Source organism: Xanthomonas theicola (assembly GCF_014236795.1).
Taxonomy (GTDB): Bacteria; Pseudomonadota; Gammaproteobacteria; order Xanthomonadales; family Xanthomonadaceae; genus Xanthomonas_A; species Xanthomonas_A theicola.
This window is the reverse complement of the sequence record NZ_CP049017.1, coordinates 4,502,587-4,523,510: the sequence shown is the minus strand read 5'-3', so window position 1 is coordinate 4,523,510 and position 20,924 is coordinate 4,502,587. Positions and strand designations below refer to the sequence as shown.

Below are 20,924 nucleotides of genomic sequence, written 5' to 3'. Positions count from 1 at the left end.
TGGAGTCCGGCTTGCCCACAAGCCCCTCGCTCATCGACCGCATCGAATCCATCCCTCGCCGCGAACTGTATTTCTTCGCGCTGTACCGGGTGCTGGTGGCCGGGCTGATCGTGGCACTGGTATTCGGTCCGTTGAACGCGCTGGTCGGCGCCCCGCGCTTTCCACAGCTGGCGACATGGCTGGCCGGCGTCTACCTGGCGGTGGCGTTGCTGCTGCTGATGTGGGGCCGCAACGAACGCCATCTGACCCCGATCGTGCTCTGCGGCGCGACCGTGGACATCGCCGCGGCCACGCTGACCGCGCATGCGCTGCCGGCGGCCAGCGCCGGCAGCGCGATGATGCTGCTGTTCAACGTCGCCGCCGCGGCGATGCTGCTGCGGCTGCGCTACGGTTTCGGCGCCGCCCTGCTGGCCGCGGCGGCGACCTTGCTGGAGTACCTGTGGACCACGCTGGACGGGGGCGAGAACACCCGCAGCCTGGCCGAGCTGGCGATGTTCGCCACCAGCTATCTGGCGGTGGCCTACATCTGCCATCAGATCGGGCAGCGCGCGCGCAGCAGCCAGACGCTGGCCGAGCGGCGCGGCGCGGAAGTGGCCAATCTCTACGAAATCAACGAGTTGATCATCCGCCGCATGCGCACCGGCGTGCTGGTGGTGGACGCGCAGAACCGCGTCACCCTGGCCAACGAGGCGGCCTCGGTGCTGCTCGGCGACGCCGACGGCAACAGCGGCCGCCTCGACCTGCTCAGCGCCGCGCCGGAGCTGGTGCGGCGGCTGCGGCGCTGGCGCAACGGCTGGAACCAGGAAGAGGCGCCGCTGCAACTGTCCCCGGACCAGCCGGAGGTGCAACCGCGCTTCGCCCGGCTGCTGATGGAAGACGACCTGACCCTGGTGTTCCTCGACGACGCGAGCGTGGTATCGCGGCGCGCCGAGTCGCTGACCCTGTCGGCGCTGGGCCGTTTCTCGGCCAGCCTGGCGCACGAGATCCGCAACCCGCTGGCCGCGATCAGCTACGCCTCGCAGCTACTCGAGGAATCGCCGGCGATCGGCGATGCCGACCGCCGCCTGCTGCAGATCATCCACCTGCAGTGCCAGCGCACCAACGGCATCGTCGAGAGCGTGCTGGGGCTGGCCCGGCGCGAACGCTCCCATCCGGAGAACCTGGACCTGGGCGCGTTCGTGCGCCGCTTCGTGCTGGAATACCGGCAGACCCTGTCGAGCGAGACCGACAGCCTGGAGGCGATCCTCGCCCCGCAGCCGGTGCAGGCGCTGGTCGACCCCAAGCACCTGCACCAGATCCTCGGCGCGCTGGTGCACAACGCGCTCAAGTACGGGCGGGTGATGGAGGAACCGGCGCGGGTGCGGTTGCGCGTGGCGGTGCAGGAACGCAACGCCATCGTCGACGTGATGGATCGCGGCCCCGGCATCCCCGAGGCGGTGGCGGCGCAGTTGTTCCGTCCGTTCTTCACCACCTCCGAGCACGGCACCGGGCTGGGCCTGTACATCGCCCGCGAACTGTGCCGGGCCAACCAGGCACGGCTGGAGTACGTGCCGGTCCCGGCGGGCGGGGCCTGCTTCCGCGTGGTCCTGCCCGGCCCCCGCGCCATGCGGTCGGGTTGAGGGATCGCGCCGCCAGGACAGCATCTGCGTCGAACGATTGGCGCCCCACCCCATCCCTGGGCTATCTTTAGATCCCGACATGAACGAAACCCGAAGCGCGCTCGTCGTCGACGACGAGCGCGACATCCGCGAGTTGCTGGTACTGACCCTGGGCAGGATGGGGCTGCGCATCGGCACCGCCGCCAACCTCGCCGAAGCCCGCGAGCTGCTGGCGAGCAACCCCTACGACCTGTGCATCACCGACATGCGCCTGCCCGACGGCAACGGCATCGAACTGGTCAGCGAGATCGCCCGCCATTATCCGCGCACGCCGGTGGCGATGATCACCGCCTTCGGCAGCATGGACCTGGCGGTGGAAGCGCTCAAGGCCGGCGCTTTCGACTTCGTCAGCAAGCCGGTGGACATCCACGTGCTGCGCGGCCTGGTCAAGCATGCGCTGGAACTCAACAACAGCGAGCGCGCCGCACCGGCGCCGGCGCCGGAACAGGCCAGCCGCCTGCTCGGCGCCTCGACCGCCATGGACGCGCTGCGCACCACCATCGCCAAGGTCGCGCGCAGCCAGGCGCCGGTCTACATCCTCGGCGAGTCCGGCGTGGGCAAGGAACTGGTCGCGCGCACCATCCACGCGCAGGGCGCGCGCGCCGCCGGGCCGTTCGTGCCGGTCAACTGCGGCGCGATCCCGGCCGAACTGATGGAAAGCGAGTTCTTCGGCCACAAGAAGGGCAGCTTCACCGGCGCGCATGCCGATCAGGCCGGCCTGTTCCAGGCCGCGCACGGCGGCACCCTGTTCCTGGACGAAGTCGCCGAGCTGCCGCTGCCGATGCAGGTCAAGCTGCTGCGCGCGATCCAGGAGAAGTCGGTGCGCCCGGTCGGCGCGGCGACCGAGGCGGCGGTGGACGCGCGCATCCTGTCGGCCACGCACAAGGACCTGGCCGGGCTGGTCGCCGACGGCCGCTTCCGCCACGACCTGTACTACCGCATCAACGTGATCGAACTGCGCGTGCCGCCGCTGCGCGAGCGCGGCGGCGACCTGCCGCAACTGGCCGCGGCGATCCTGGCGCGGCTGGCCAAGGGCCATGGCCGGGTCGTCCCGCTGCTGTCCCCGTCCGCGCTGGACGCGCTCGACCGCTACGCCTTCCCCGGCAACGTGCGCGAACTGGAGAACATCCTCGAGCGCGCCCTGGCGATGGCCGAGGGCGACCAGATCAACGCCGCCGACCTGCACCTGCCGCAACCGGGCAACGCCGCCCGCGCCGCGGCCGAGGCCGCCCCCGTGCTGCCGCCGGGCGTGGTCGACATCGACCCGGCCGCGTCGGCCCTGCCCTCCTACATCGAGCAACTCGAGCGCGCCGCGATCCAGAAGGCGCTCGAGGAAAACCGCTGGAACAAGACCCGCACCGCCGCCCAGCTCGGCATCACCTTCCGCGCGCTGCGCTACAAGCTCAAGAAGCTGGGGATGGAATAGAGGGGCCGGGATCGGCGTTCGGGTTGGGGATTGGCGAGCAACGGCCTTCCCTCCCCTGCCCCCCCAACCCGGCCCCAGTCGACGCCGGATCGAGGAACCGGGCGAGGAGCCGCTACTGTGCTCTTGCCAATCCCCAATCCCGGCTTCATCAATCCTTGGTGACGCGATTGATCTCGGCCAGGCTGGTGACGCCGTTGCACGCCTTGCGCAATGCCGACTGGCGCAGGTCCTTGACCCCGATCCTCTGCGCCGCCGCGGCGATGTCCATCGCGTTGCCGCCCTGCAGCACGATCGCCGCGATCTCGTCGTTCATCGGCATCACCTGGTAGATGCCGGTGCGGCCCTTGTAGCCCTCGGTGCACTCGTCGCAGCCGACCGCCTCGTACAGCTTGACGCCGGCGGCGACTTCCGCCGCGGTGAAGCCCTCGGCCAGCAGCGCGTTTTCCGGCAATTGAGTCGGGCGCTTGCAGTTGTTGCACAGCCGCCGCGCCAGGCGCTGCGCGATCACCAGGGTCACCGAACTGGTGATGTTGTACGGCGCGATGCCCATGTTCATCAGCCGCGCGATGGTCTGCGGCGCATCGTTGGTATGCAGCGTGGACAGCACCATGTGCCCGGTCTGCGCCGCCTTGATCGCGATCTCGGCGGTCTCCAGGTCGCGGATTTCGCCGACCATGATGATGTCCGGATCCTGTCGCAGGAACGAACGCAGCGCCGCGGCGAAGGTCATGCCGCGCTTGTTGTTCTGCTGCACCTGGTTGACCCCGGGCAGGCGGATTTCCACCGGGTCCTCGGCGGTGGAGATGTTGCGGGTGTCGTCGTTGAGGATGCCCAGCGCGGTGTACAGCGACACCGTCTTGCCCGAACCGGTGGGGCCGGTCACCAGCACCATGCCGTAGGGCTTGTGGATCGCATCCAGGAACAGCTTCTGCTGCTCCGGCTCGTAGCCGAGCTTGTCGATGCCCAGCTTGGCCGCGCTGCCATCCAGGATGCGCAGCACGATCTTCTCGCCGAACAACGTCGGCAGCGTGCTGACGCGGAAGTCGATCTGCTTGCTCTTGGACAGGTTGAGCTTGATGCGCCCGTCCTGCGGCACGCGCTTCTCGGCGATGTCCAGCTGCGCCATCACCTTCAACCGCGCCGCGATGCGCTGGTTGAGCTTGACCGGCGCCCTGGCCACGCTCTTGAGCAGGCCGTCGATGCGCAGGCGCACCCGGTAGTCGTCCTCGTACGGCTCGAAATGGATGTCCGAGGCGCCGCGGCGGATCGCATCGACCAGCACCTTGTTCACGAACTTGACCACGGGCGTGTCGTCGCCCTTGGCATCGACGCCGCTATCGCCGCCGCTGCCCATGTCCTCGTCGCCGGCCCCGACCTCGAGGTTGTCCATGCCCTCGTCGTCGCCGCCCAGCCCATTGCCGAGCGAATCGTTGCTCGCCTGCCACTGCTCCAGGGTGCGCCGGATCTGGTCCTCGTCGACCAGGATCGGCTCGACGGTGAGATTGGTATGGAACTTGATGTCGTCCAGCGCCCGGGTCTGGGTCGGATTGCTGATTCCCACGAACAGACGCGTGCCGCGCTTGAACAGCGGCAGCACCTGGTGCTTGTGCAGCAGCTCCTCGCTGACCAGCTTCATCGCATGCTGGTTGGCGTCGAACACCGAGACATCCATCAACGGCATGCCGAACTCCACCGCATTGGCCGCCGCCAGCTGCGCGGCGGTGACCAGCTTCTTCTCCGCAAACCACTGCGGCAGCGGGATCTTGGCCTCGGCGGCATGGGCCATGGCGGTGCGGGCGACGGCTTCCTCCATCGCGCCATCCTGAACCAGGCGGCGGGCGATGCCGGTGATGCCGACCAGGTTGGCGGATGTCAGAGCATTCATATGGCCTCCAGGCGGCTTCGGCAAGGATAGCGCATTGGCCAATCGGAGATGGTGCTCACAGCCCCGACAGAAGCAAACCTCGAAATTAATCAATTGCAAAAAAGAACCCCGGCATAACCGGGGTTCTTGTTGATGCTTGGAAGTTAAGAGCTGGTGCCGGTGCAAGCAGTCGGCAAATACTTCTGCTGGGCAGTGGACGTGCAAGCCCAGACGTTGGAACCTTTGTCAGCGTTCGACAGCGTCAGAGTCAAAGTCTTGCCTTGGATGCCCTGGGAAATGCCTGTAGATTTCATGGTAGCCACGATCGTGCAATTACCGGTAACCGCAGCAGTGCCACCGACCTGCACCTGGCTTACGTACTTACCATTGATATCACTCGCTGCGGCGAAACCGTCACTAGCAGTAGTATTCGAAGGGCAGGTGGCCTTATTAGCGAAGACTTCAGACACTCCAACTTTTTGCCCACTTGCCAAGGTCATCGCCTCGGACATCTGGGCACGTGCGATGTAGTCCTGATAGGCCGGGATAGCAATGGCGGCCAGGATGGCGATGATTGCGACGACGATCATCAGTTCGATCAGGGTAAAGCCCTGCTGCTTCTTCATGGTGAATTCCCTAGAGATGGTGTGTGATTGGGCAGAACTCCGCTCGCAAGGCTTCCACCCCTCGAGCATCGCGCGGCAGAGCGCCACGTGGAGATGTACAAGCAGACAGCGTGCCAACTTCCTGGTGCGCCTCCCGACTTCCCGGACGCATGATGCCTCAGTGGCCTCTCGTCGAGCAGGGGCGAAAATGGGATTTGCGACAGGATCGTCGCTCCGCCTGAACACGTCACAATGTGACGCAAAGCGTCAGTCCGACACTCCTGCCTGCGGGCGGGTCCACGGCAGTGGCACAGGCGACCGCCCGCGGATGCGGGAGGCAGGGGAAACCGATACCATGCAGCAAGTGTCCGCCTGGGGATGGCTGGACGGGAGCCCACCTGATGTCCGCAACTCGCAGCGCAGTATCCAAACAGCCCGTCACGCGGGGAACCAGCCAGCAGGTGCCTTTCGTGTGGGAGGGAACCGACAAGCGCGGCGTCAGGATGAAGGGCGAGCAGGCCGCCAAGAACGCCAACCTGCTGCGCGCGGAGTTGCGCCGCCAGGGCATCACCCCATCGCTGGTCAAGCCCAAGCCCAAGCCGCTGTTCGGCGCGGCCGGCAGCAAGATCAGCGCCAAGGACATCGCCTTCTTCAGCCGCCAGATGGCGACGATGATGAAGTCCGGCGTGCCCATCGTGGGGTCGCTGGAGATCATCGCCAGCGGGCACAAGAACCCGCGCATGAAGAAGATGGTGGACCAGATCCGCACCGACATCGAGGGCGGCTCGTCGCTGTACGAGGCGATCAGCAAGCATCCGGTCCAGTTCGACGAACTCTACCGCAACCTGGTCAAGGCCGGCGAGGGCGCCGGCGTGCTCGAAACCGTGCTGGAGACGGTGGCGGCCTACAAGGAAAACATCGAGGCGCTGAAGGGCAAGATCAAGAAGGCCTTGTTCTATCCGGCCATGGTCATGGCGGTCGCCTTGATCGTCAGTTCGATCCTGCTGGTGTGGGTGGTGCCGCAGTTCGAGGATGTGTTCAAGAGCTTTGGCGCGGAGCTGCCTGCGTTCACGCAGATGATCGTGGCCGCCTCGCGCTTCATGGTCGCCTACTGGTGGATGCTGCTGTTCGTGTTGGTGGGCAGCATCGTCGGCTTCATCTTCGCCTACAAGCGCTCGCCATCGATGCAGCACGGCATGGATCGGCTGATCCTGAAGGTGCCGATCATCGGCCAGATCATGCACAACAGCTCGGTGGCGCGCTTCGCGCGCACGCTCGCGGTGACCTTCCGCGCCGGCGTGCCGCTGGTGGAGGCGCTGGACATCGTCGCCGGCGCCACCGGCAGCAGCGTCTACGAGAAATCCGTGCTGCGCATGCGCGACGACGTGTCGGTGGGCTATCCGGTCAACGTGGCGATGAAGCAGACCAACCTGTTCCCGCACATGGTCATCCAGATGACCGCCATCGGCGAAGAGGCCGGCGCGCTGGACGCCATGCTGTTCAAGGTGGCCGAGTACTTCGAGCAGGAAGTGAACAATGCGGTCGATGCGCTGAGCAGCCTGATCGAGCCGCTGATCATGGTGTTCATCGGCACCATCGTCGGCGGCATGGTCATCGGCATGTACCTGCCGATCTTCAAGCTGGCGTCCGTGGTCTAGTAGCGCATGGCATTTCTCGATCAACACCCCGGCCTCGGCTATCCCGTCGCGGCCGGGCTGGGCTTGCTGGTGGGCAGTTTCCTCAATGTGGTGATCCTGCGCATGCCCCGGCGCATGGAATGGCAGTGGAAGCGCGACTCGCGCGAGATCCTGCAGTTGCCGGACCTCTACGATCCGCCGCCGCCCGGCATCGTGGTCGAGCCGTCGCACTGCCCGCACTGCAAGCACAGGCTGTCCTGGTACGAGAACATCCCGCTGTTCAGCTGGCTGGCCCTGCGCGGCAAGTGCCGGCATTGCCATGCGCCGATCTCGATCCAGTACCCGCTGGTGGAGTTGCTGACCAGCCTGCTGGTGGTGGCCAGCGTGTGGCGCTTCGGCTTCGGCTGGCAGGGCTTCGGCGCGATCGTGCTCAGTTGCTTCCTGGTGGCGCTGTCCGGCATCGATCTGCGCACCCGCCTGTTGCCGGACCAGTTGACCTTGCCGCTGATGTGGCTGGGCCTGGTCGGCAGCATGGACAATTTGTACATGCCGGCCAAGCCGGCGCTGCTCGGCGCGGCGGTCGGCTATGTGTCGCTGTGGTCGGTATGGTGGCTGTTCAAGCAGATCACCGGCAAGGAAGGCATGGGCCATGGCGACTTCAAGCTGCTCGCGGCGCTGGGCGCCTGGTGCGGACTGAACGGCATCCTGCCGACCATCCTGATCTCCTCGCTGGTCGGCGCGGTGCTCGGATCGCTGTGGCTGGCGATCAAGGGCCGCGACCGGGCCACGCCGATTCCGTTCGGCCCGTATCTGGCCATCGCCGGCTGGATCACGTTCTTCTGGGGCACGGAAATCATCAACACCTATATGCGCTGGTCCGGGCTGCGCTGAGCGGGGCGCGGCGATGAGCGGCTTCATCGTCGGCCTCACCGGTGGCGTCGCCTCCGGCAAGAGCGCGCTGGGCCGCCGTTTCGAGGCCAAGGGCATCGTCGTGGCCGATGCCGACATGGCCGCGCGCGCGGTGGTCGCGCCCGGGCATCCGGCGCTCGCGCGGATCGTGGGCCGGTTCGGGCCGCAGATCCTGCGCGGGGACGGCAGCCTGGACCGGGCCGCGCTGCGCCAGCGCATCTTCGCCGATCCGGTGGCGCGGCGCGACCTGGAGGCGATCACCCATCCGGCGATCCGCGCGCTGCTGCAGCAGGCGTGTCGCCAGGCCGCCAGTCCCTACGCGATCGCGGCGATCCCGCTGCTGACCGAGGCCGGCGCGCGCACCGCCTATCCCTGGCTGGACCGGATCCTGGTGGTCGATGCGCCCGAAGCGACGCAACATGCGCGCCTGATGCAGCGCGACGGCATCACCGCCGAGCTGGCGCAGCGGATGATCGCGGCGCAGGCCACGCGCGCGGCGCGGCTGGGCATCGCCGACGATGTCGTGGTCAACGATGGCGATGCGGCGCAGTTGCGCGACGCGGCGGATGCGCTGGATCGGCGGTATCGCGCGTTGGCGGCGGCGAAGACCGCCTAGAGCACGTTCGATCCAAGCGATGCCCGTGTGGGAGCGACTCCGCTGGCTGCACATACCAGCGTCGGAAATGCTCCGGGCGTTTTCGGTCCGGGGCGCGACCGTCCAACACGGGTGGGAACGGCCCCGGTCGCGCTGGTCTGCATCGGTACGGCTTGAACGATGCCGAACGCCGGCAAGCGTGCGTCGAACGGCCCGATGACCGGCTGCCGGGAAAGCGAAGCATCTCAGGCAAACCCAAGACACGACAGCGGCGCATCCATCACGCCGGCCTGAACCACAGCGTCGCCACCACGCCCTTGGATGCGCCCGGGCGCACGTTGACCTGCCAGCCGTACAGATCGCACAGGCGGCTGACGATCGACAGGCCGATGCCGCCGCCCTGCGAGTGCCCGGCGTGGGTGCCGCGGTAGCCGCGCTGGAACAGCTTGGCGGCGTCTTCCTCGCTGAGGCCGGGGCCGGAATCGATCACCTGCACCGCGTCGCTCAGCACCCGCACCACCACCCGGCCTTGCTGGGTGTACTTGACCGCGTTGCCGATCAGGTTGCCCAGCGCCACCGACAGCGCCGCCTCCGGTGCGTCGATGGTCAGGTCGCGCTCGCCCTCCAGCAGCAGTTGCAGCGGCTTGCCGCCCAGTTGCGCGCGATGCGACTCGATCAGATGCTCGGCGACCCTGGCCACGTTGCTGTGGCCCTGCCCGCGCTCGTTGCGCGACAGCAGCAGCAGCGAACCGATCAGGTCGCTGCACTGCTGTTCGGCACGCTGGATGCGCTGCAGGCGCTGCAGGACCTTGTCGTCGAGGTTGGGGCGGGTCAGCAGCAGTTCGGTGGCGCCGCGGATCACCGCCAGCGGCGTGCGCAGTTCGTGGCTGACGTCGGCGTTGAACTCGCGGTCGCGCTGCACCACTTCGGTGAGCCGGGCCGAGTAGTCGTCCAGCGCTTCGGCCAGCTGCCCGACTTCGTCGTCGGGGAAATGCGGCGCCAGCGGCTTGGGCTCGCTGGTGCCGCCACGGTAGGCGCGCAGGCGCGCGGCCAGGTCCGACACTGGGCGCATGACCTTGGACGCCGACCACCGACCGATCAGCAGTGAAAAAAAACCAAACAGCAGAACTGAAAGGTACAACCAAGCCCTCAACCGATCCTGGGCAACGCTGGCTCGCGTCGTATCGTACGCAAGGAAAAACCAGGCATCGGGCGTCTTTCGCACTGCAACCTGGTACACCAGCGGCTTATTGAATTCATCTGTTCCGCTGTAGCCCTGGATACCTTCCTGCATCGTTCCCCACCCCGGAAAATCTCGCGCAAGCCGCGCCATCGCTTCCGGATCGTTCGGATTGACTGCGCGCGCATACATCTGTTCGACCTGAAGCGTGGGCTTCGCATCCGGATTCGCCGCATATGACCGCGCCATCACTTCGATGTTGCGATTCATCACGTCCTCGATCATCTTGGCTTCGATGTATCGATTAGCCCAGATTGTCGCAAGCGCAAACAGAATCGTCAGCCCAGTACCGAACAACAAGAACGACAGGATGATGCGGGTGCGTAGACGCCGCCGGCTACGGACCTTCATTATTCGCACCACTAATTCGGACCTCATGGCAAGACCGGCATACGGATGCCGACACTGCAGACAACCACACGAATCAGCAAGTCACACTCCGCAAAACAATAGCGGCCCGCTTGGGCCGCTATTACGAATCATGACAATCAAAATGGATTAGAAGATGCAGAATCAGCCCCCAGCGCCAGCCCAACCAACGCCACAATGGAAAATAGCTTCCTCATCTTTTGCTGTCCTCGCCGTCTGGACATGGTTGTTAGCCACCGCCTATCGATACAACAATAATTTTTTTGCGCCGAATAACTCACCGTACACCATCTAATGGCGAGGAAGCAATCCTCAGGAACCGCGTAGACGGCGTGAACCAACAACACGTGTTTCCGAAGGGACGACAGTGAGCCTTCAGCCGTCAGGCCTCGGGCGCGGCGATGCGGTAGCCGATGCCGTGGCGGGTCTGGATCATCGGCACCTCGAAGGGCTTGTCGACCACCGCGCGCAGGCCGTGGATGTGCACGCGCAGCGAGTCCGAATCGGGCAGTTCCTCGCCCCAGACGCGGGTCTCCAGTTCCTGCCGGGTCACCACGGCGGGCGAGGCTTCCATCAACGCCTGCAGGATCTTCAGCGCGGTGGGGTTGAGTTGCAACAGCTTGCCCTGGCGCCGCACTTCCAGCGTGTCCAGGTTGTACTCCAGGTCGCCGGTCTCCAGCACGCGGGTATGCACGCCCTTGCCGCGGCGCGACAGCGCATTGAGCCGCACCTCCACTTCCTGCAGCGCGAACGGCTTGATCAGGTAGTCGTCGGCGCCGGAGTCGAAGCCCGCCAGCTTGTTGTCCAGCGAATCGCGCGCGGTGAGCATCAGCACTGGGGTCTGCTTGCGCGCTTCGTTGCGCAGCTTGCGGCAGACCTCGATGCCGTCCATGCCGGGCAGGTTGAGGTCGAGCACGATCGCATCGAATTCGTGCACCACCGCCAGGTGCAGGCCGGTGACGCCATCGGCGGCGAAATCCACCGTATGCCCGCGGTCTTCGAGGTAGTCGCCCAGATTGGCAGCGATGTCGCTGTTGTCTTCGATCACTAGAATTCGCACCAACATTTACCCCATCAGTCGTACTTGCCAGTTGGATTGCGCCGCATCAAGTTCCTGCGCATCCTCGTTGTCGCGGCGGCGTTCCGCCACGGTCTTGCATTGCGTCGTGGTGCGCAGCGACCCGACGACCGCTTCGCGCCCGCAGATCGGCCGGCGGTCCGATGCGGCCTTGGGCAGCAGCGCGTCGACCGCTTCCTGGTCGTCGGACGGCGCGACCTTCTACTCCTCGCGCAGCGTGCCGACGTCGGAATGGGCGTTCAGCAGCGCGGCCATGCGCGGCAGCCTCCACCGTGCGGCGATGTTCTGCACCGAGTTCGGCATAGGTCTTGCCGTCGTCCAGTTGCTGGCGGATTGTACTGAGTTGCTGCGCGAACGATTTGTTCACGTTCATGAGCGCCTCACTTTTCGGCGCTGCGACCGCGGTGCACGCCAGCGCCATCCCGCATCGGACCGATCAACGCCTTCATCCCTGCCCCTACGCGATTGGTGGTGTGAATCGTCACGACTGTAGCCGTCCTGCGAACCGGGCCGCAAGCGGCGCGCGGCAGCGGTTCGGCACGCGCGCAAGACACCGGCGCCGCACGCACAAAAAGGCCCAAGCGGCGACGCCGCTTGGGCCGAAAGTGATACCCCGATACCGTTCCTGCGGAGGAGCGCAGAGCTGCGGCCCGACGAAACATACGCCGCCTGGAATTAAACCCTCGTTAAGCAAGAAAGGAGGGGTGAACATTGTCTCAAGTGACTGATTTCCTTCGGATCAGGCTGTTTTCAAGATGATCGATGACCTTGCCGGCGATATCCATGCCGCAGACCGTCTCGATGCCTTCCAGGCCGGGGGTGGAATTGACCTCCAGCACCAGCGGGCCACGCCGCGAACGGATCAGATCGACGCCGGCCACGCCCAGACCCAAGGCCTTGGCCGAGCGGACCGCCACGTCTTGCTCGCTGCGACTGGCGCTGGCCAACTGCGCGCTGCCGCCCAGATGCAGATTGGAGCGGAAGTCCCCTTCCGGCGCCTGCCGGCGCATCGCCGCGACCACCTGGTTGCCGACCACGAAGCAGCGCAGGTCGGCGCCTTCGGCCTCGCCGATGAACTCCTGCACCAGGAAATTGGCGTACAGGCCGCGCAGCGCCTCGACCACGCCACGCGAGGCGCTGGCCTTCTCGGTCAGGATCACGCCGGTGCCCTGGGTGCCCTCGTTCAACTTCACCACGTGCGGCGGGGGGCCCAGCATCGACAGCAGATCGCCGGTGTCGTCGGGGTTGTCGCCGAACACGGTCATCGGCATGTCGATGCCCTTGGCCGCCAGCAGTTGGTGCGCGCGCAACTTGTCGCGGGCGCGCAGGATCGCGTCGGACGGATTCGGGGTACGCACGCCCATCATCTCCAGCTGGCGAAGCACCGCGGTGCCGTAGCGGGTGATGGAATTGCCGATGCGCGGGATCACCGCGTCATAGCCGGTGATCGGCTTGCCCTTGTAGTGCATGGTGAAGGCGCCGGCGGCGATGCGCATGTAGCAGCGCAACGGGTCGAGCACGCGCACCGTATGCCCGCGCTCGCGGCCGGCCTCGACCAGGCGGCGCGTCGAATACAGCTTGGTGTTGCGGGACAGGATGGCGAGCTTCATCGAGGCACGACGGCGGTGGCAGGCCCGGCATCATACGTTGCGCCGTCTGCGCGCCGCCGCCCGGGCGCCCGCGCACGCGCCGGTGCAGCACGGGAAAGCGACCGGACGCGGTGCGCGCGCTGTCCCGCAGCCGACACGGAACCGCCCCGAAACCTTCACAAAACACTTGCATGGTGGCGAGCGGGCCGCACCGGCCGTGTGCTGGCCGTCACGCGGCAGGCCGGCGCCTCCCCTCTCCCACTGGTGAATTTCGATGACCCCTACTCCCAGATCCTTGCGCCTGCATGCGCTGGTGCTTGCCGTCGCGGCCGCGCTGCCGGCGTTCGCCGCGCTGGCCGAGACCGCGCCGGCCGCCGCCGAGACCGGCGGCAGCGACGCGACGAGGCTAGATGCGATCACCGTGGTGTCCACCGGCACCACCCGCCAGGTGCAGCGCATCACCCGCCAGGACATCGGCACCGCCGCGCCGGGCACCAGCGCACTGAAGGTGCTGGACAAGCTGCCCGGCGTGCAGTTCCAGTCGGCCGATGCATGGGGTGCGTACGAATGGTCGACCGCGATCAGCCTGCATGGTTTCGACCAGAGCCGCCTGGGCTTCACCCTGGACGGCGTGCCGCTGGGCAACATGAGCTACGGCGTCAGCGACGGCCTGCAGGTGACCCGCGCGATCATCTCCGAGAACATCGGCTCGGTGGAACTGGCGCAAGGGGCCGGTGCGCTGGGCACCGCCTCGAGCAGCAACCTCGGCGGCACCGTGCGCTACTACTCCGACGACCCGGACGCCGAGCCGGGCATCCGCTTCAGCCAGACCTTCGGCTCCGACTCCGCGCGCCGCAGCTACCTGCGCGGCGACACCGGCGACATCGACGGTTTCTCGCTGTACACCTCGGTCGTGCACGGCGAAACCGACAAGTGGAAGGGCTACGGCAACAACGTCTACAACCAGGCCAACGCCAAGGCGCTGTACCAATGGGGCGACGGCAACCGGCTCAGCCTGTTCCTGGACAGCTCCAAGCGCAAGGAATACGACATCATGGACCTGTCGCTGACCTCGCAGAAAGTGCTGGGGTGGGACTGGGACTACCTGATGCCGGACTGGAACAGCGCGGTGCAGATCGCCAACGCGCTCAACGGCCGCGGCGGCTACCCGGCGTCGTTGAACGGCCTGCCCGCCGGCTACGGCAAGGCCGACGCCTCGTACTATTCCGGTGCCGGCCTGCGCCGCGACAACCTGGCCGCGCTCAGCGGCGGCTTCAACCTCGGCGGCGCCGCCACGTTGAACCTGACCGGCTACTACCACGACAACACCGGCGAAGGGCAATGGACCACGCCGTACGTGCCCTCCTCGGCCAGCGTTCCGCTGTCGATGCGCACCACCGACTACCGCCTCGACCGGCACGGCGCCACCGCCTCGCTGAACTTCACCGTCGCCGGCAACGAGATCGAGATCGGCGGCTGGTACCAGAACGCCAAGACCGTGCAGGAGCGCAACTACTTCCGGCTCGACGGCCCGTTCACCGACCTGTTCTATTTCAACAGGTCCGGCACCCTGTTCGCGCGCCAGTTCGCCCAGCACTACGACACCCACACGCGCATGGTCTATGCGCAGGACACGCTGCGCCTGCTCGACGAACGGCTGACGCTGAACGTCGGCGCCAAGCATCTGCAGGTGGACGCCACCGCGCGCTCGCTGGTGCCGACCGGCTCCAACGCGGCCGGCAAGATCGAGGCCGACTCGGACCTGCTGCCGCAGGTGGGCGTGAACTACAAGCTCGACGAGCGCCAGGAAATCTACGCGTCCTACAACAAGAACATGGCCGGCTTCGGCTTCACCCCGTTCCAGGAATCGCAGGCCGCTTTCGACGCGATCAAGGGCTCGCTGCAACCGGAGACCGCGCAGACCTACGAACTGGGCTACCGGGTGCGTGGCGCCGGCATCGAGGCGTCGCTGGCGCTGTACCACACCATCTTCGACAACCGCCTGCTGGTGACCTCGCCATGCAGCGCGATCCAGACCTGCCCGGCCACGCTCAACAACGTCGGCTCGGTACGCAGCCAGGGTGCGGACCTGGCGGTGATGTGGCGCCCGATCGCGCAGCTGCGCTGGCTGAACTCGCTGTCCTACGACGATTCCAGCTACCAGGACGACTACCTCAGCGGCGGCGTGGTGGCCACGGCCGGCAAGCGCGTGGTCGGCATCCCGCAATGGATGTTCTCCAGCAGCCTGGCCTACGAGAACGCCGGTTGGCACGCCGCGCTGGACGGCAAGTACACCGGCCGCCGTTACATCAGCTACCTCAACGACTCGTCGGTGCCGAGCTACTGGCGCTTGGACCTGAGCGCCGGCTACGACTTCGGCCAGGTCGGCATGATGCAGAACCTGGGCCTGAGCGCCAATGTCACCAATCTGCTGGACAAGCGCTACTTCGCCACCGTCGGCACCAACGGCTACGTGGTCTCCGATCCCAACGGCTACAACCAGACGCTGATGGCCGGCGCGCCACGGCAGTTCTTCGTCACCCTCAGCGGCAAGTTCTGACCCGGCGCATCGCCAGGGAAGGCGCCCGCCTGTGGCGGATTTGCCGCACGGAAGAAGCCGCCGGTCGGTGGCTTCTTCCGATTGTGCATGGCGTTGCCGGTGACGTTGTCGCAGGCTGCGGAGGCGACACCTGTCGCGGCTGCAGCCGCGACGTGGGCCGGCCGCTAACCGGCAACGCCTGCGCCGATCGCCGGATCGCTCATGCTCGGGCGGCCGGTCTCGATGTGCCCGGCCAGGCGTCGCCGCCACTGCGGCATGGTCTGGCTCGCGACATCCAGGTCGTACCAGTGATGCTGCGCCGGCAAGGGAAAACACAGCCGCCTGCGCTCGCCGGCGGCCAGCTGATGCGCCTGTTCGGCCCCGTCGCGGTAGCCGTCGCGGACACGCAGCCGGCACGCCCGCGCGCCGGCATTGCGCAGTTCCAGCAGCAGGCATTGCGTGGCCGCGTCGTAGTCGGCATCGGCCTGCAAGCCGGCGTCGGCCACGCCGTCGCCGCAAAATTCGCGCAGGAAGCCGTTGGGACCATGCACGCGCAACGCATAGCCGGTGTCGGCCGCAGCGCCGCGCCAGGCGCGCGCGTCGTGCAGTTCGCTGCCCGCCGCCAGCGTGTAGAACCACGGTCCGGCGATGCCGCCATCGGCATAGGCATTGAAGGCCACACCGACCGCACTGCGATTGAGCATGCGCAGCGTTTGCCCCTGCGGCCCCGCCTGCAGCCGCACGTCGAAATCGTAGGGCAAGGCACGCGCCGGTCGCTGCCCAGGCTCCTGGGCGGGCAGCGCCTGCTGCACGGGCCGCTGCGGCGGCGGCAATGCCGCGCTCGCATCGATGCGAGCGACGAAAGCGCGCGTGTCCGGCAACGCGACACGGCCATCGTCGTGGCCGGCGAAATCCAGCGCCGAGGTCAGGTCGCCGGCGATCGCGCGCCGCCACGGGCTGATGTTGGGCTCGGCGACGCCGAACCGGCGCTCCAGGAAACGGATCACCGAGGTATGGTCGAACACCTGCGAATCGACCCAGCCGCCGCGGCTCCACGGCGACACCACCAGCATCGGCACGCGCGGGCCGAGGCCGACCGGAACGCCGTGGTAGTCCTCACCGCGCAGGTCCACGTTGCTGGCGCCCAGTGCCGGATCGATCGCCGGCAGCGCCGGCGGCACGTGGTCGAAGAAGCCGTCGTTCTCGTCGTAGTTGATCAGGAACACGGTCCTGGACCAGACCTGCGGCGCGCCTGCCAGCACCTCCAGCAGACGCGCGCTCAGCGATTCGCCATAGGCCGGGGTGGCGTCGGGATGCTCGCTGAGCAGGTACGGCGCCACGATCCACGACACCTGCGGCAGCCGGCCGCCGCGCACGTCGCGTTCGAACGCGGCGAGCAGATGTTCGCCGCGCGAGGCCTTGGCATTGTCGGCGGTGGAACCCGCCGCCCAGGCGCGGCCGCGTCGGTACAGCGGCGAGTGGCGGTCCAGATGGCGGAAGCGGGCGAAGTACGGATGGCTGTTGTCGCCGTAGTTGTCGAACTCCTGGTACACCTGCCAGCTGACGCCGGCCTGTTGTAGGCGCTCGGAATAGGTGGTCCACGCATAGCCGGGGAACTGCGGGTCGTCACGCGCCATGTCGGCGGTCCAGTTGCCGTCGTCGCGATTGTTCACCGCCTGCTCGCCGTCGTCGCCGACGCTCAGGCCGCTGGTCCCGGTGAACAGGTACATGCGGTTGGGATTGGTGGGGCCGAACAGCGAGGCGTGGTAGCCGTCGCAGATGGTGAAGGCATCGGCCAGCGCGTAGTAGAACGGCAGGTCTTCGCGCTGGAAATGGCCCATGCTCATCGCGCTCTTCTGCGCAATCCAGGCATCGTGGTGCTTCCATGTGTGGTGCGATCCCTTCCAGTCGTGGTTGAGATCCTTCATCCACTGCGCGCTGCTGGTCTGGCTGTTCAGGCGGAACGGCAATACGTAGCGATCGCCGGCGCCGGCCTCGGGCTGGTACCAGACCGGACGCCCGCCGGGCAAGCGCAGCGGCCGCGGGTCGCCGAAGCCGCGCACGCCGCGCAGGCAGCCGAAGTAGTGGTCGAACGCGCGGTTCTCCTGCATCAGGACCACCACGTGCTGCACGTCCTGCAAGGTGCCGGTGACCCGTGCCGGCGGCACCGCCAGCGCACTGCGGATCGCACCGGGCAACAGCGGCGCGGCCGCGCCGGCGCCGAGAGCCAGCGACGCACGGGCGAGGAAACGACGGCGACTGTGTTGGACCACGGGAGAGGGCCGGCGACGAGCATGCGCTCATGGGCCGTCCAGCGTAGGCGCGGCGGATGAAGCGGATTTGACAGGCCGGCCAGGGCCGGGAACGCCGCCCGCACGATGCCGCCCCGCCGCGCGCGCTTGCCTGCCGCATCATCGCCATGCATGGCGATATGCAAGCGGGCGCGGCGGCATGGATGCGGGCGCAGCGCGCCCCGCCGGCCCTGGGCCGGACGGTTCAGCGTGCTCCGGGTAACATCACGCCACGATCGCCGACGCTGGCTTGGAGGCGGAACGCCGCGAATTGCCGGCGACGCTTTTCGCCAGCGCGGTCGCCTGGTCCTCCAGCGCGCGGGCCGAAGAGGCCATCGTTTCGACCAGGACGGCGTTCTGCTGCGTGACCGTGTCCATCTGCACGATGCTCTGGTTGATCTGGTCGATGCCCGCGCTCTGCTCCTGGCTGGCGGCGGCGATGCCGCCCATGATGTCGTTGACCTGCTTCACGGCAACCAGCAGTTCCTGCATCGCCTGGCCCGCCACGTTGACCTGCTGCGCGCCCTGGCCGACCTTGGCGCCGGACTCGGAGATCAGGTCGCGGATCTCTTTCGCAGCGGTCGTGCACCGCTGCGCCAGGCTTCGCACTTCGGACGCGACCACGGCGAAGCCGCGTCCCTGCTCGCCCGCGCGCGCCGCCTCCACGGCGGCATTGAGCGCAAGGATGTTGGTCTGGAACGCGATGCCATCGATGACGGTGATGATCTCTCCGATCTTGCGCGAGGACGCTTGGATGTCGGCCATGGTGCTGACCACCCCGTTGACCAGCTCGCCGCCGCGCAACGCCGTCTCGGCGGCGCCGCTCGCCAACCCGTTGGCCTGGTGCGCGCCATCGGCGTTCTTGCGCACGATGCTGGTCATTTCTTCCATGGAACTGGCGGTTTCCTCCAGCGCCGCGGCCTGCTGTTCGGTACGGCGCGCCAGATCGTCGTTGCTTCGCACAATGTTCCCCGCCGCGCTGCTGAGCGTGTTCGCCACCTCGCCAAGCTGGCGTCCCGCCTCGACATCCATCAACGCCCCCACGGCGCGCAACGGGGTGCCGTCCGCTGCGCGCTTGGTCAGGCCGCGTGCCCTGAACCAGCGATACTGCCCGCTCTTGAGTTGCAGGCGATACTCGATGTCGAAGCCGGTGCGGCCGCTACGGTCGTTCAGGTGCGCGGCGAAGGCGTTCAGCGACCGCTCCTTGTCCTCGGGATGCAGGCGTGACGCCCAGCTGTCCAGGACATTGGGAAAATCCTGCTCGGACTCGAAGCCCAGCAAGTCCCGGAACTGCTGCGACCACCAGAACTCGTTGTTCGGATTGATCGGGTCGCCTGCGATCACGCTCATGTCCCAGAGCCCGTCGCTGAGCATCTGCGAGCCGAGCTCGAAGCGGATCAGCGTGACGTCCAGGAAATGCTCGCGCGCGCGGCGCTCGGCGATGTCGGTGAGGGAACCGGCGACCCGCAGCGGCGCCCCGTGCGCGTCGCGCTCGGTGGTGCCGAAGGCGCGGAACCACCGATATTCGCCGGATTTCAAGCGAAGCCGGTTTTCGACGTCGTACGGCGTGTTGCCGCTTCGGTCGTTGAGATGGGCCGCGAACGCATCCAGCGTCCGCTGCTTGTCTTCCGGATGCAGGCAGGCGACCCAACTGTCGAGCACGTCGGGAAAGTCCTGCACCGAGGAAAAGCCGAGCAATCGCCGCATCTGCGGGGACCACCACACCGGATTGTCGGGATGGCCGGGGTCACCGGCAACGACGCCGATGTCCCACAAGCCATCCGTGGTGCCGTTCGCCACCAACTCGAAACGGCCCTCCAGGTGTTCGAGCGCCAGCGTGGCCTGCTCAGCCTGCGCCTTGGCCAGATCGCGCTCGCGCTGCGCGCTGTACACACGCTCGGCCAACTGTTTCGCAAGCGCGGCCTGGGCCGTCGCAGGCCACGCCGCCGCAGCGCCCTGCAACGTGGCATTCACAGCCTTGGCCAGCGCTTCCACTTTGATGACTACGGGTGAACCACATGGGCGTCTCTGAAGTTGGGTCGATCCGCACTTTAGCGGCTTGGTGGACAACTTCTTTAGCGGCTCCCGCACCGGGCGACATGCTTCGGCCGGGCGCACGGCACCCTGCACGGGGCCGCTGCGATCGCCGATCGCCAGGCCATGCGTCCTCCACCTCGGTCCAGTCCTGGCTGCACCACGGCCGGAGCTTGCCGCCGCGCCCGCACCCAACGGGACCGGGGAACTGGCCTGCACCTCCGTCATGGCGCTCACAGACCGCAAGGCATCGGGGCTGCCGCCTGCCTGGCGACCGCTCGCCGCGTCGCCCGAGTGTCCCGCGCCGGGACGCCGCCTCGCTGCAACTCAAGCCGGGGAACCGCGCATCCTTCCCACGGGCTGCGCCCAGCCGACGCTTCTCTTGGCGACGGCCGCCTCGCGCGAGCTCATCCAGGATAGGCGGGGAACTTCTCATCCGGATGCTTCGATTTCCAGTTCTTGTAGGCTGCCGTGCCTTCCCAGGCCGCGAACGCACGCGGCGTGCGCCCACGTCCGGACCAGGTGTCCTGGGTGTGCGGAAGCCAGTATTTCGGCGCGACCTCTTTTTTCACGGACGCCGCTTTCTTCGACTTGACGGTTGCGGCGCCGGCCAGCGTCGCGACCTCGGACCGTTGCTTGGCACTGAAGTATTCAGCATATTGCCCGAGCAGGCGCACGACCTCGGCGAATGCGCCATCCGCCTGGCCTTGGCGCAATTGCGCTTCCTGTGCTTCCAGATTGCGAAGTTCTTCTTCCAGCTTGGCCTTGGCGGAAGCGATGGATTCGAGAGATTTCTTGTTCACATGTTCCCCTTGTTCAGAAATGGCTTTTGCGACACGGCATGCGCTGGCGATCGACTGCGAACGCACAGACACCTTGGATGTTACATGGACGCGGCATGCCAATTGCTGACTTCCGGGACAGGCCTGCGGCGGCGGCGCGCCGCCCCGGCAGTCGACACCGCCGCCACACCGCAGTCGATGCATCAATCGCAGGTCGTGAGCCAGACAGCGCCCTGACTCCCCCTACGTCCGGCGGGAGCCAAGCGCAGCACCGTGCCCGGCACGCCGTAAACGGCGGCGCGCCTGCC

General features: G+C 67.0%; 15 protein-coding genes. 7 read left to right on the top strand and 8 right to left on the bottom strand.

Annotation, left to right across the window (positions count from 1 at the left end; all coding sequences use genetic code 11):
- Nucleotides 1-11 precede the first annotated feature (11 nt).
- Complete coding sequence (locus G4Q83_RS21110; protein ID WP_128420132.1) at nucleotides 12-1,619, top strand: sensor histidine kinase; 1,608 nt, start codon at nucleotides 12-14, stop codon at nucleotides 1,617-1,619.
- A gap of 79 nt (nucleotides 1,620-1,698) precedes the next feature.
- Complete coding sequence (locus tag G4Q83_RS21105; RefSeq protein ID WP_128420133.1) at nucleotides 1,699-3,084, top strand: sigma-54-dependent transcriptional regulator; 1,386 nt, start codon at nucleotides 1,699-1,701, stop codon at nucleotides 3,082-3,084.
- Nucleotides 3,085-3,232: 148 nt separating this feature from the next.
- Here the strand turns inward: G4Q83_RS21105 and pilB are convergent, their stop codons facing one another.
- The gene (gene pilB / locus G4Q83_RS21100; RefSeq protein WP_128420134.1) at nucleotides 3,233-4,969 is read right to left on the bottom strand and encodes a type IV-A pilus assembly ATPase PilB; all 1,737 of its coding nucleotides are present in this window, start codon (nucleotides 4,967-4,969) and stop codon (nucleotides 3,233-3,235) included.
- A 143-nt stretch (nucleotides 4,970-5,112) separates the two neighbouring features.
- The gene (locus G4Q83_RS21095) at nucleotides 5,113-5,574 is read right to left on the bottom strand and encodes a pilin (RefSeq protein ID WP_128420135.1); all 462 of its coding nucleotides are present in this window, start codon (nucleotides 5,572-5,574) and stop codon (nucleotides 5,113-5,115) included.
- A 380-nt stretch (nucleotides 5,575-5,954) separates the two neighbouring features.
- On the opposite strand from G4Q83_RS21095, the gene G4Q83_RS21090 reads away from it, so the two are divergent.
- The 3 genes from G4Q83_RS21090 to coaE are packed head-to-tail and all read left to right on the top strand — an operon-like array spanning nucleotide 5,955 to nucleotide 8,715.
- On the top strand, nucleotides 5,955-7,211 hold the full coding sequence (locus tag G4Q83_RS21090; RefSeq protein WP_128420136.1) for a type II secretion system F family protein: 1,257 nt from the start codon (nucleotides 5,955-5,957) through the stop codon (nucleotides 7,209-7,211).
- A 6-nt stretch (nucleotides 7,212-7,217) separates the two neighbouring features.
- Nucleotides 7,218-8,081, top strand: coding sequence for a prepilin peptidase (locus tag G4Q83_RS21085; RefSeq protein ID WP_128420137.1), 864 nt, complete (start codon nucleotides 7,218-7,220; stop codon nucleotides 8,079-8,081).
- A gap of 13 nt (nucleotides 8,082-8,094) precedes the next feature.
- Nucleotides 8,095-8,715 (top strand): dephospho-CoA kinase, encoded by a 621-nt coding sequence (coaE, locus tag G4Q83_RS21080; protein WP_128420138.1) that lies wholly within the window; start codon nucleotides 8,095-8,097, stop codon nucleotides 8,713-8,715.
- Between the two features lie 259 nt (nucleotides 8,716-8,974).
- Here the strand turns inward: coaE and G4Q83_RS21075 are convergent, their stop codons facing one another.
- Together G4Q83_RS21075 and G4Q83_RS21070 are read right to left on the bottom strand one after the other, a co-directional pair.
- Nucleotides 8,975-10,312, bottom strand: a complete 1,338-nt coding sequence (locus G4Q83_RS21075) for a sensor histidine kinase (RefSeq protein WP_128420139.1) — start codon at nucleotides 10,310-10,312, stop codon at nucleotides 8,975-8,977.
- Nucleotides 10,313-10,685: 373 nt separating this feature from the next.
- Entirely contained in the window at nucleotides 10,686-11,363 is a 678-nt protein-coding gene (locus G4Q83_RS21070) for a response regulator transcription factor (protein ID WP_128420148.1), read from the bottom strand.
- Here G4Q83_RS21070 and G4Q83_RS21065 point away from each other — a divergent pair.
- Entirely contained in the window at nucleotides 11,329-11,874 is a 546-nt protein-coding gene (locus G4Q83_RS21065) for a hypothetical protein (protein ID WP_170069160.1), read from the top strand. The two genes, G4Q83_RS21070 and G4Q83_RS21065, sit on opposite strands and share 35 nt — an antisense overlap.
- 223 nt (nucleotides 11,875-12,097) lie before the next feature.
- Here the strand turns inward: G4Q83_RS21065 and rimK are convergent, their stop codons facing one another.
- Nucleotides 12,098-12,991, bottom strand: a complete 894-nt coding sequence (gene rimK / locus G4Q83_RS21060) for a 30S ribosomal protein S6--L-glutamate ligase (RefSeq protein ID WP_128420140.1) — start codon at nucleotides 12,989-12,991, stop codon at nucleotides 12,098-12,100.
- A gap of 253 nt (nucleotides 12,992-13,244) precedes the next feature.
- On the opposite strand from rimK, the gene G4Q83_RS21055 reads away from it, so the two are divergent.
- Nucleotides 13,245-15,530, top strand: coding sequence for a TonB-dependent receptor (locus tag G4Q83_RS21055; protein WP_128420141.1), 2,286 nt, complete (start codon nucleotides 13,245-13,247; stop codon nucleotides 15,528-15,530).
- Nucleotides 15,531-15,694: 164 nt separating this feature from the next.
- Here G4Q83_RS21055 and G4Q83_RS21050 read toward each other — a convergent pair whose 3' ends face one another.
- From G4Q83_RS21050 to G4Q83_RS21040, 3 genes are all read right to left on the bottom strand, one after another.
- The gene (locus G4Q83_RS21050; RefSeq protein ID WP_128420142.1) at nucleotides 15,695-17,782 is read right to left on the bottom strand and encodes a phosphocholine-specific phospholipase C; all 2,088 of its coding nucleotides are present in this window, start codon (nucleotides 17,780-17,782) and stop codon (nucleotides 15,695-15,697) included.
- 243 nt (nucleotides 17,783-18,025) lie between these two features.
- On the bottom strand, nucleotides 18,026-19,795 hold the full coding sequence (locus G4Q83_RS21045) for a methyl-accepting chemotaxis protein (RefSeq protein WP_386272687.1): 1,770 nt from the start codon (nucleotides 19,793-19,795) through the stop codon (nucleotides 18,026-18,028).
- 446 nt (nucleotides 19,796-20,241) lie between these two features.
- Nucleotides 20,242-20,637, bottom strand: a complete 396-nt coding sequence (locus tag G4Q83_RS21040) for an H-NS histone family protein (protein ID WP_128420143.1) — start codon at nucleotides 20,635-20,637, stop codon at nucleotides 20,242-20,244.
- Nucleotides 20,638-20,924: the final 287 nt, after the last annotated feature.

Bases quoted from the DNA above. Each gene is read 5' to 3' on its own strand.
- G4Q83_RS21055 (WP_128420141.1), top strand. From the start codon at position 13,245: ATGACCCCTACTCCCAGATCCTTGCGCCTGCATGCGCTGGTGCTTGCC.
- G4Q83_RS21065 (WP_170069160.1), top strand. From the start codon at position 11,329: ATGTCGCTGTTGTCTTCGATCACTAGAATTCGCACCAACATTTACCCC.
- G4Q83_RS21095 (WP_128420135.1), bottom strand. From the start codon at position 5,574: ATGAAGAAGCAGCAGGGCTTTACCCTGATCGAACTGATGATCGTCGTC.
- pilB (WP_128420134.1), bottom strand. From the start codon at position 4,969: ATGAATGCTCTGACATCCGCCAACCTGGTCGGCATCACCGGCATCGCC.
- G4Q83_RS21090 (WP_128420136.1), top strand. From the start codon at position 5,955: ATGTCCGCAACTCGCAGCGCAGTATCCAAACAGCCCGTCACGCGGGGA.
- G4Q83_RS21075 (WP_128420139.1), bottom strand. From the start codon at position 10,312: ATGAGGTCCGAATTAGTGGTGCGAATAATGAAGGTCCGTAGCCGGCGG.
- G4Q83_RS21105 (WP_128420133.1), top strand. From the start codon at position 1,699: ATGAACGAAACCCGAAGCGCGCTCGTCGTCGACGACGAGCGCGACATC.
- rimK (WP_128420140.1), bottom strand. From the start codon at position 12,991: ATGAAGCTCGCCATCCTGTCCCGCAACACCAAGCTGTATTCGACGCGC.
- coaE (WP_128420138.1), top strand. From the start codon at position 8,095: ATGAGCGGCTTCATCGTCGGCCTCACCGGTGGCGTCGCCTCCGGCAAG.
- G4Q83_RS21085 (WP_128420137.1), top strand. From the start codon at position 7,218: ATGGCATTTCTCGATCAACACCCCGGCCTCGGCTATCCCGTCGCGGCC.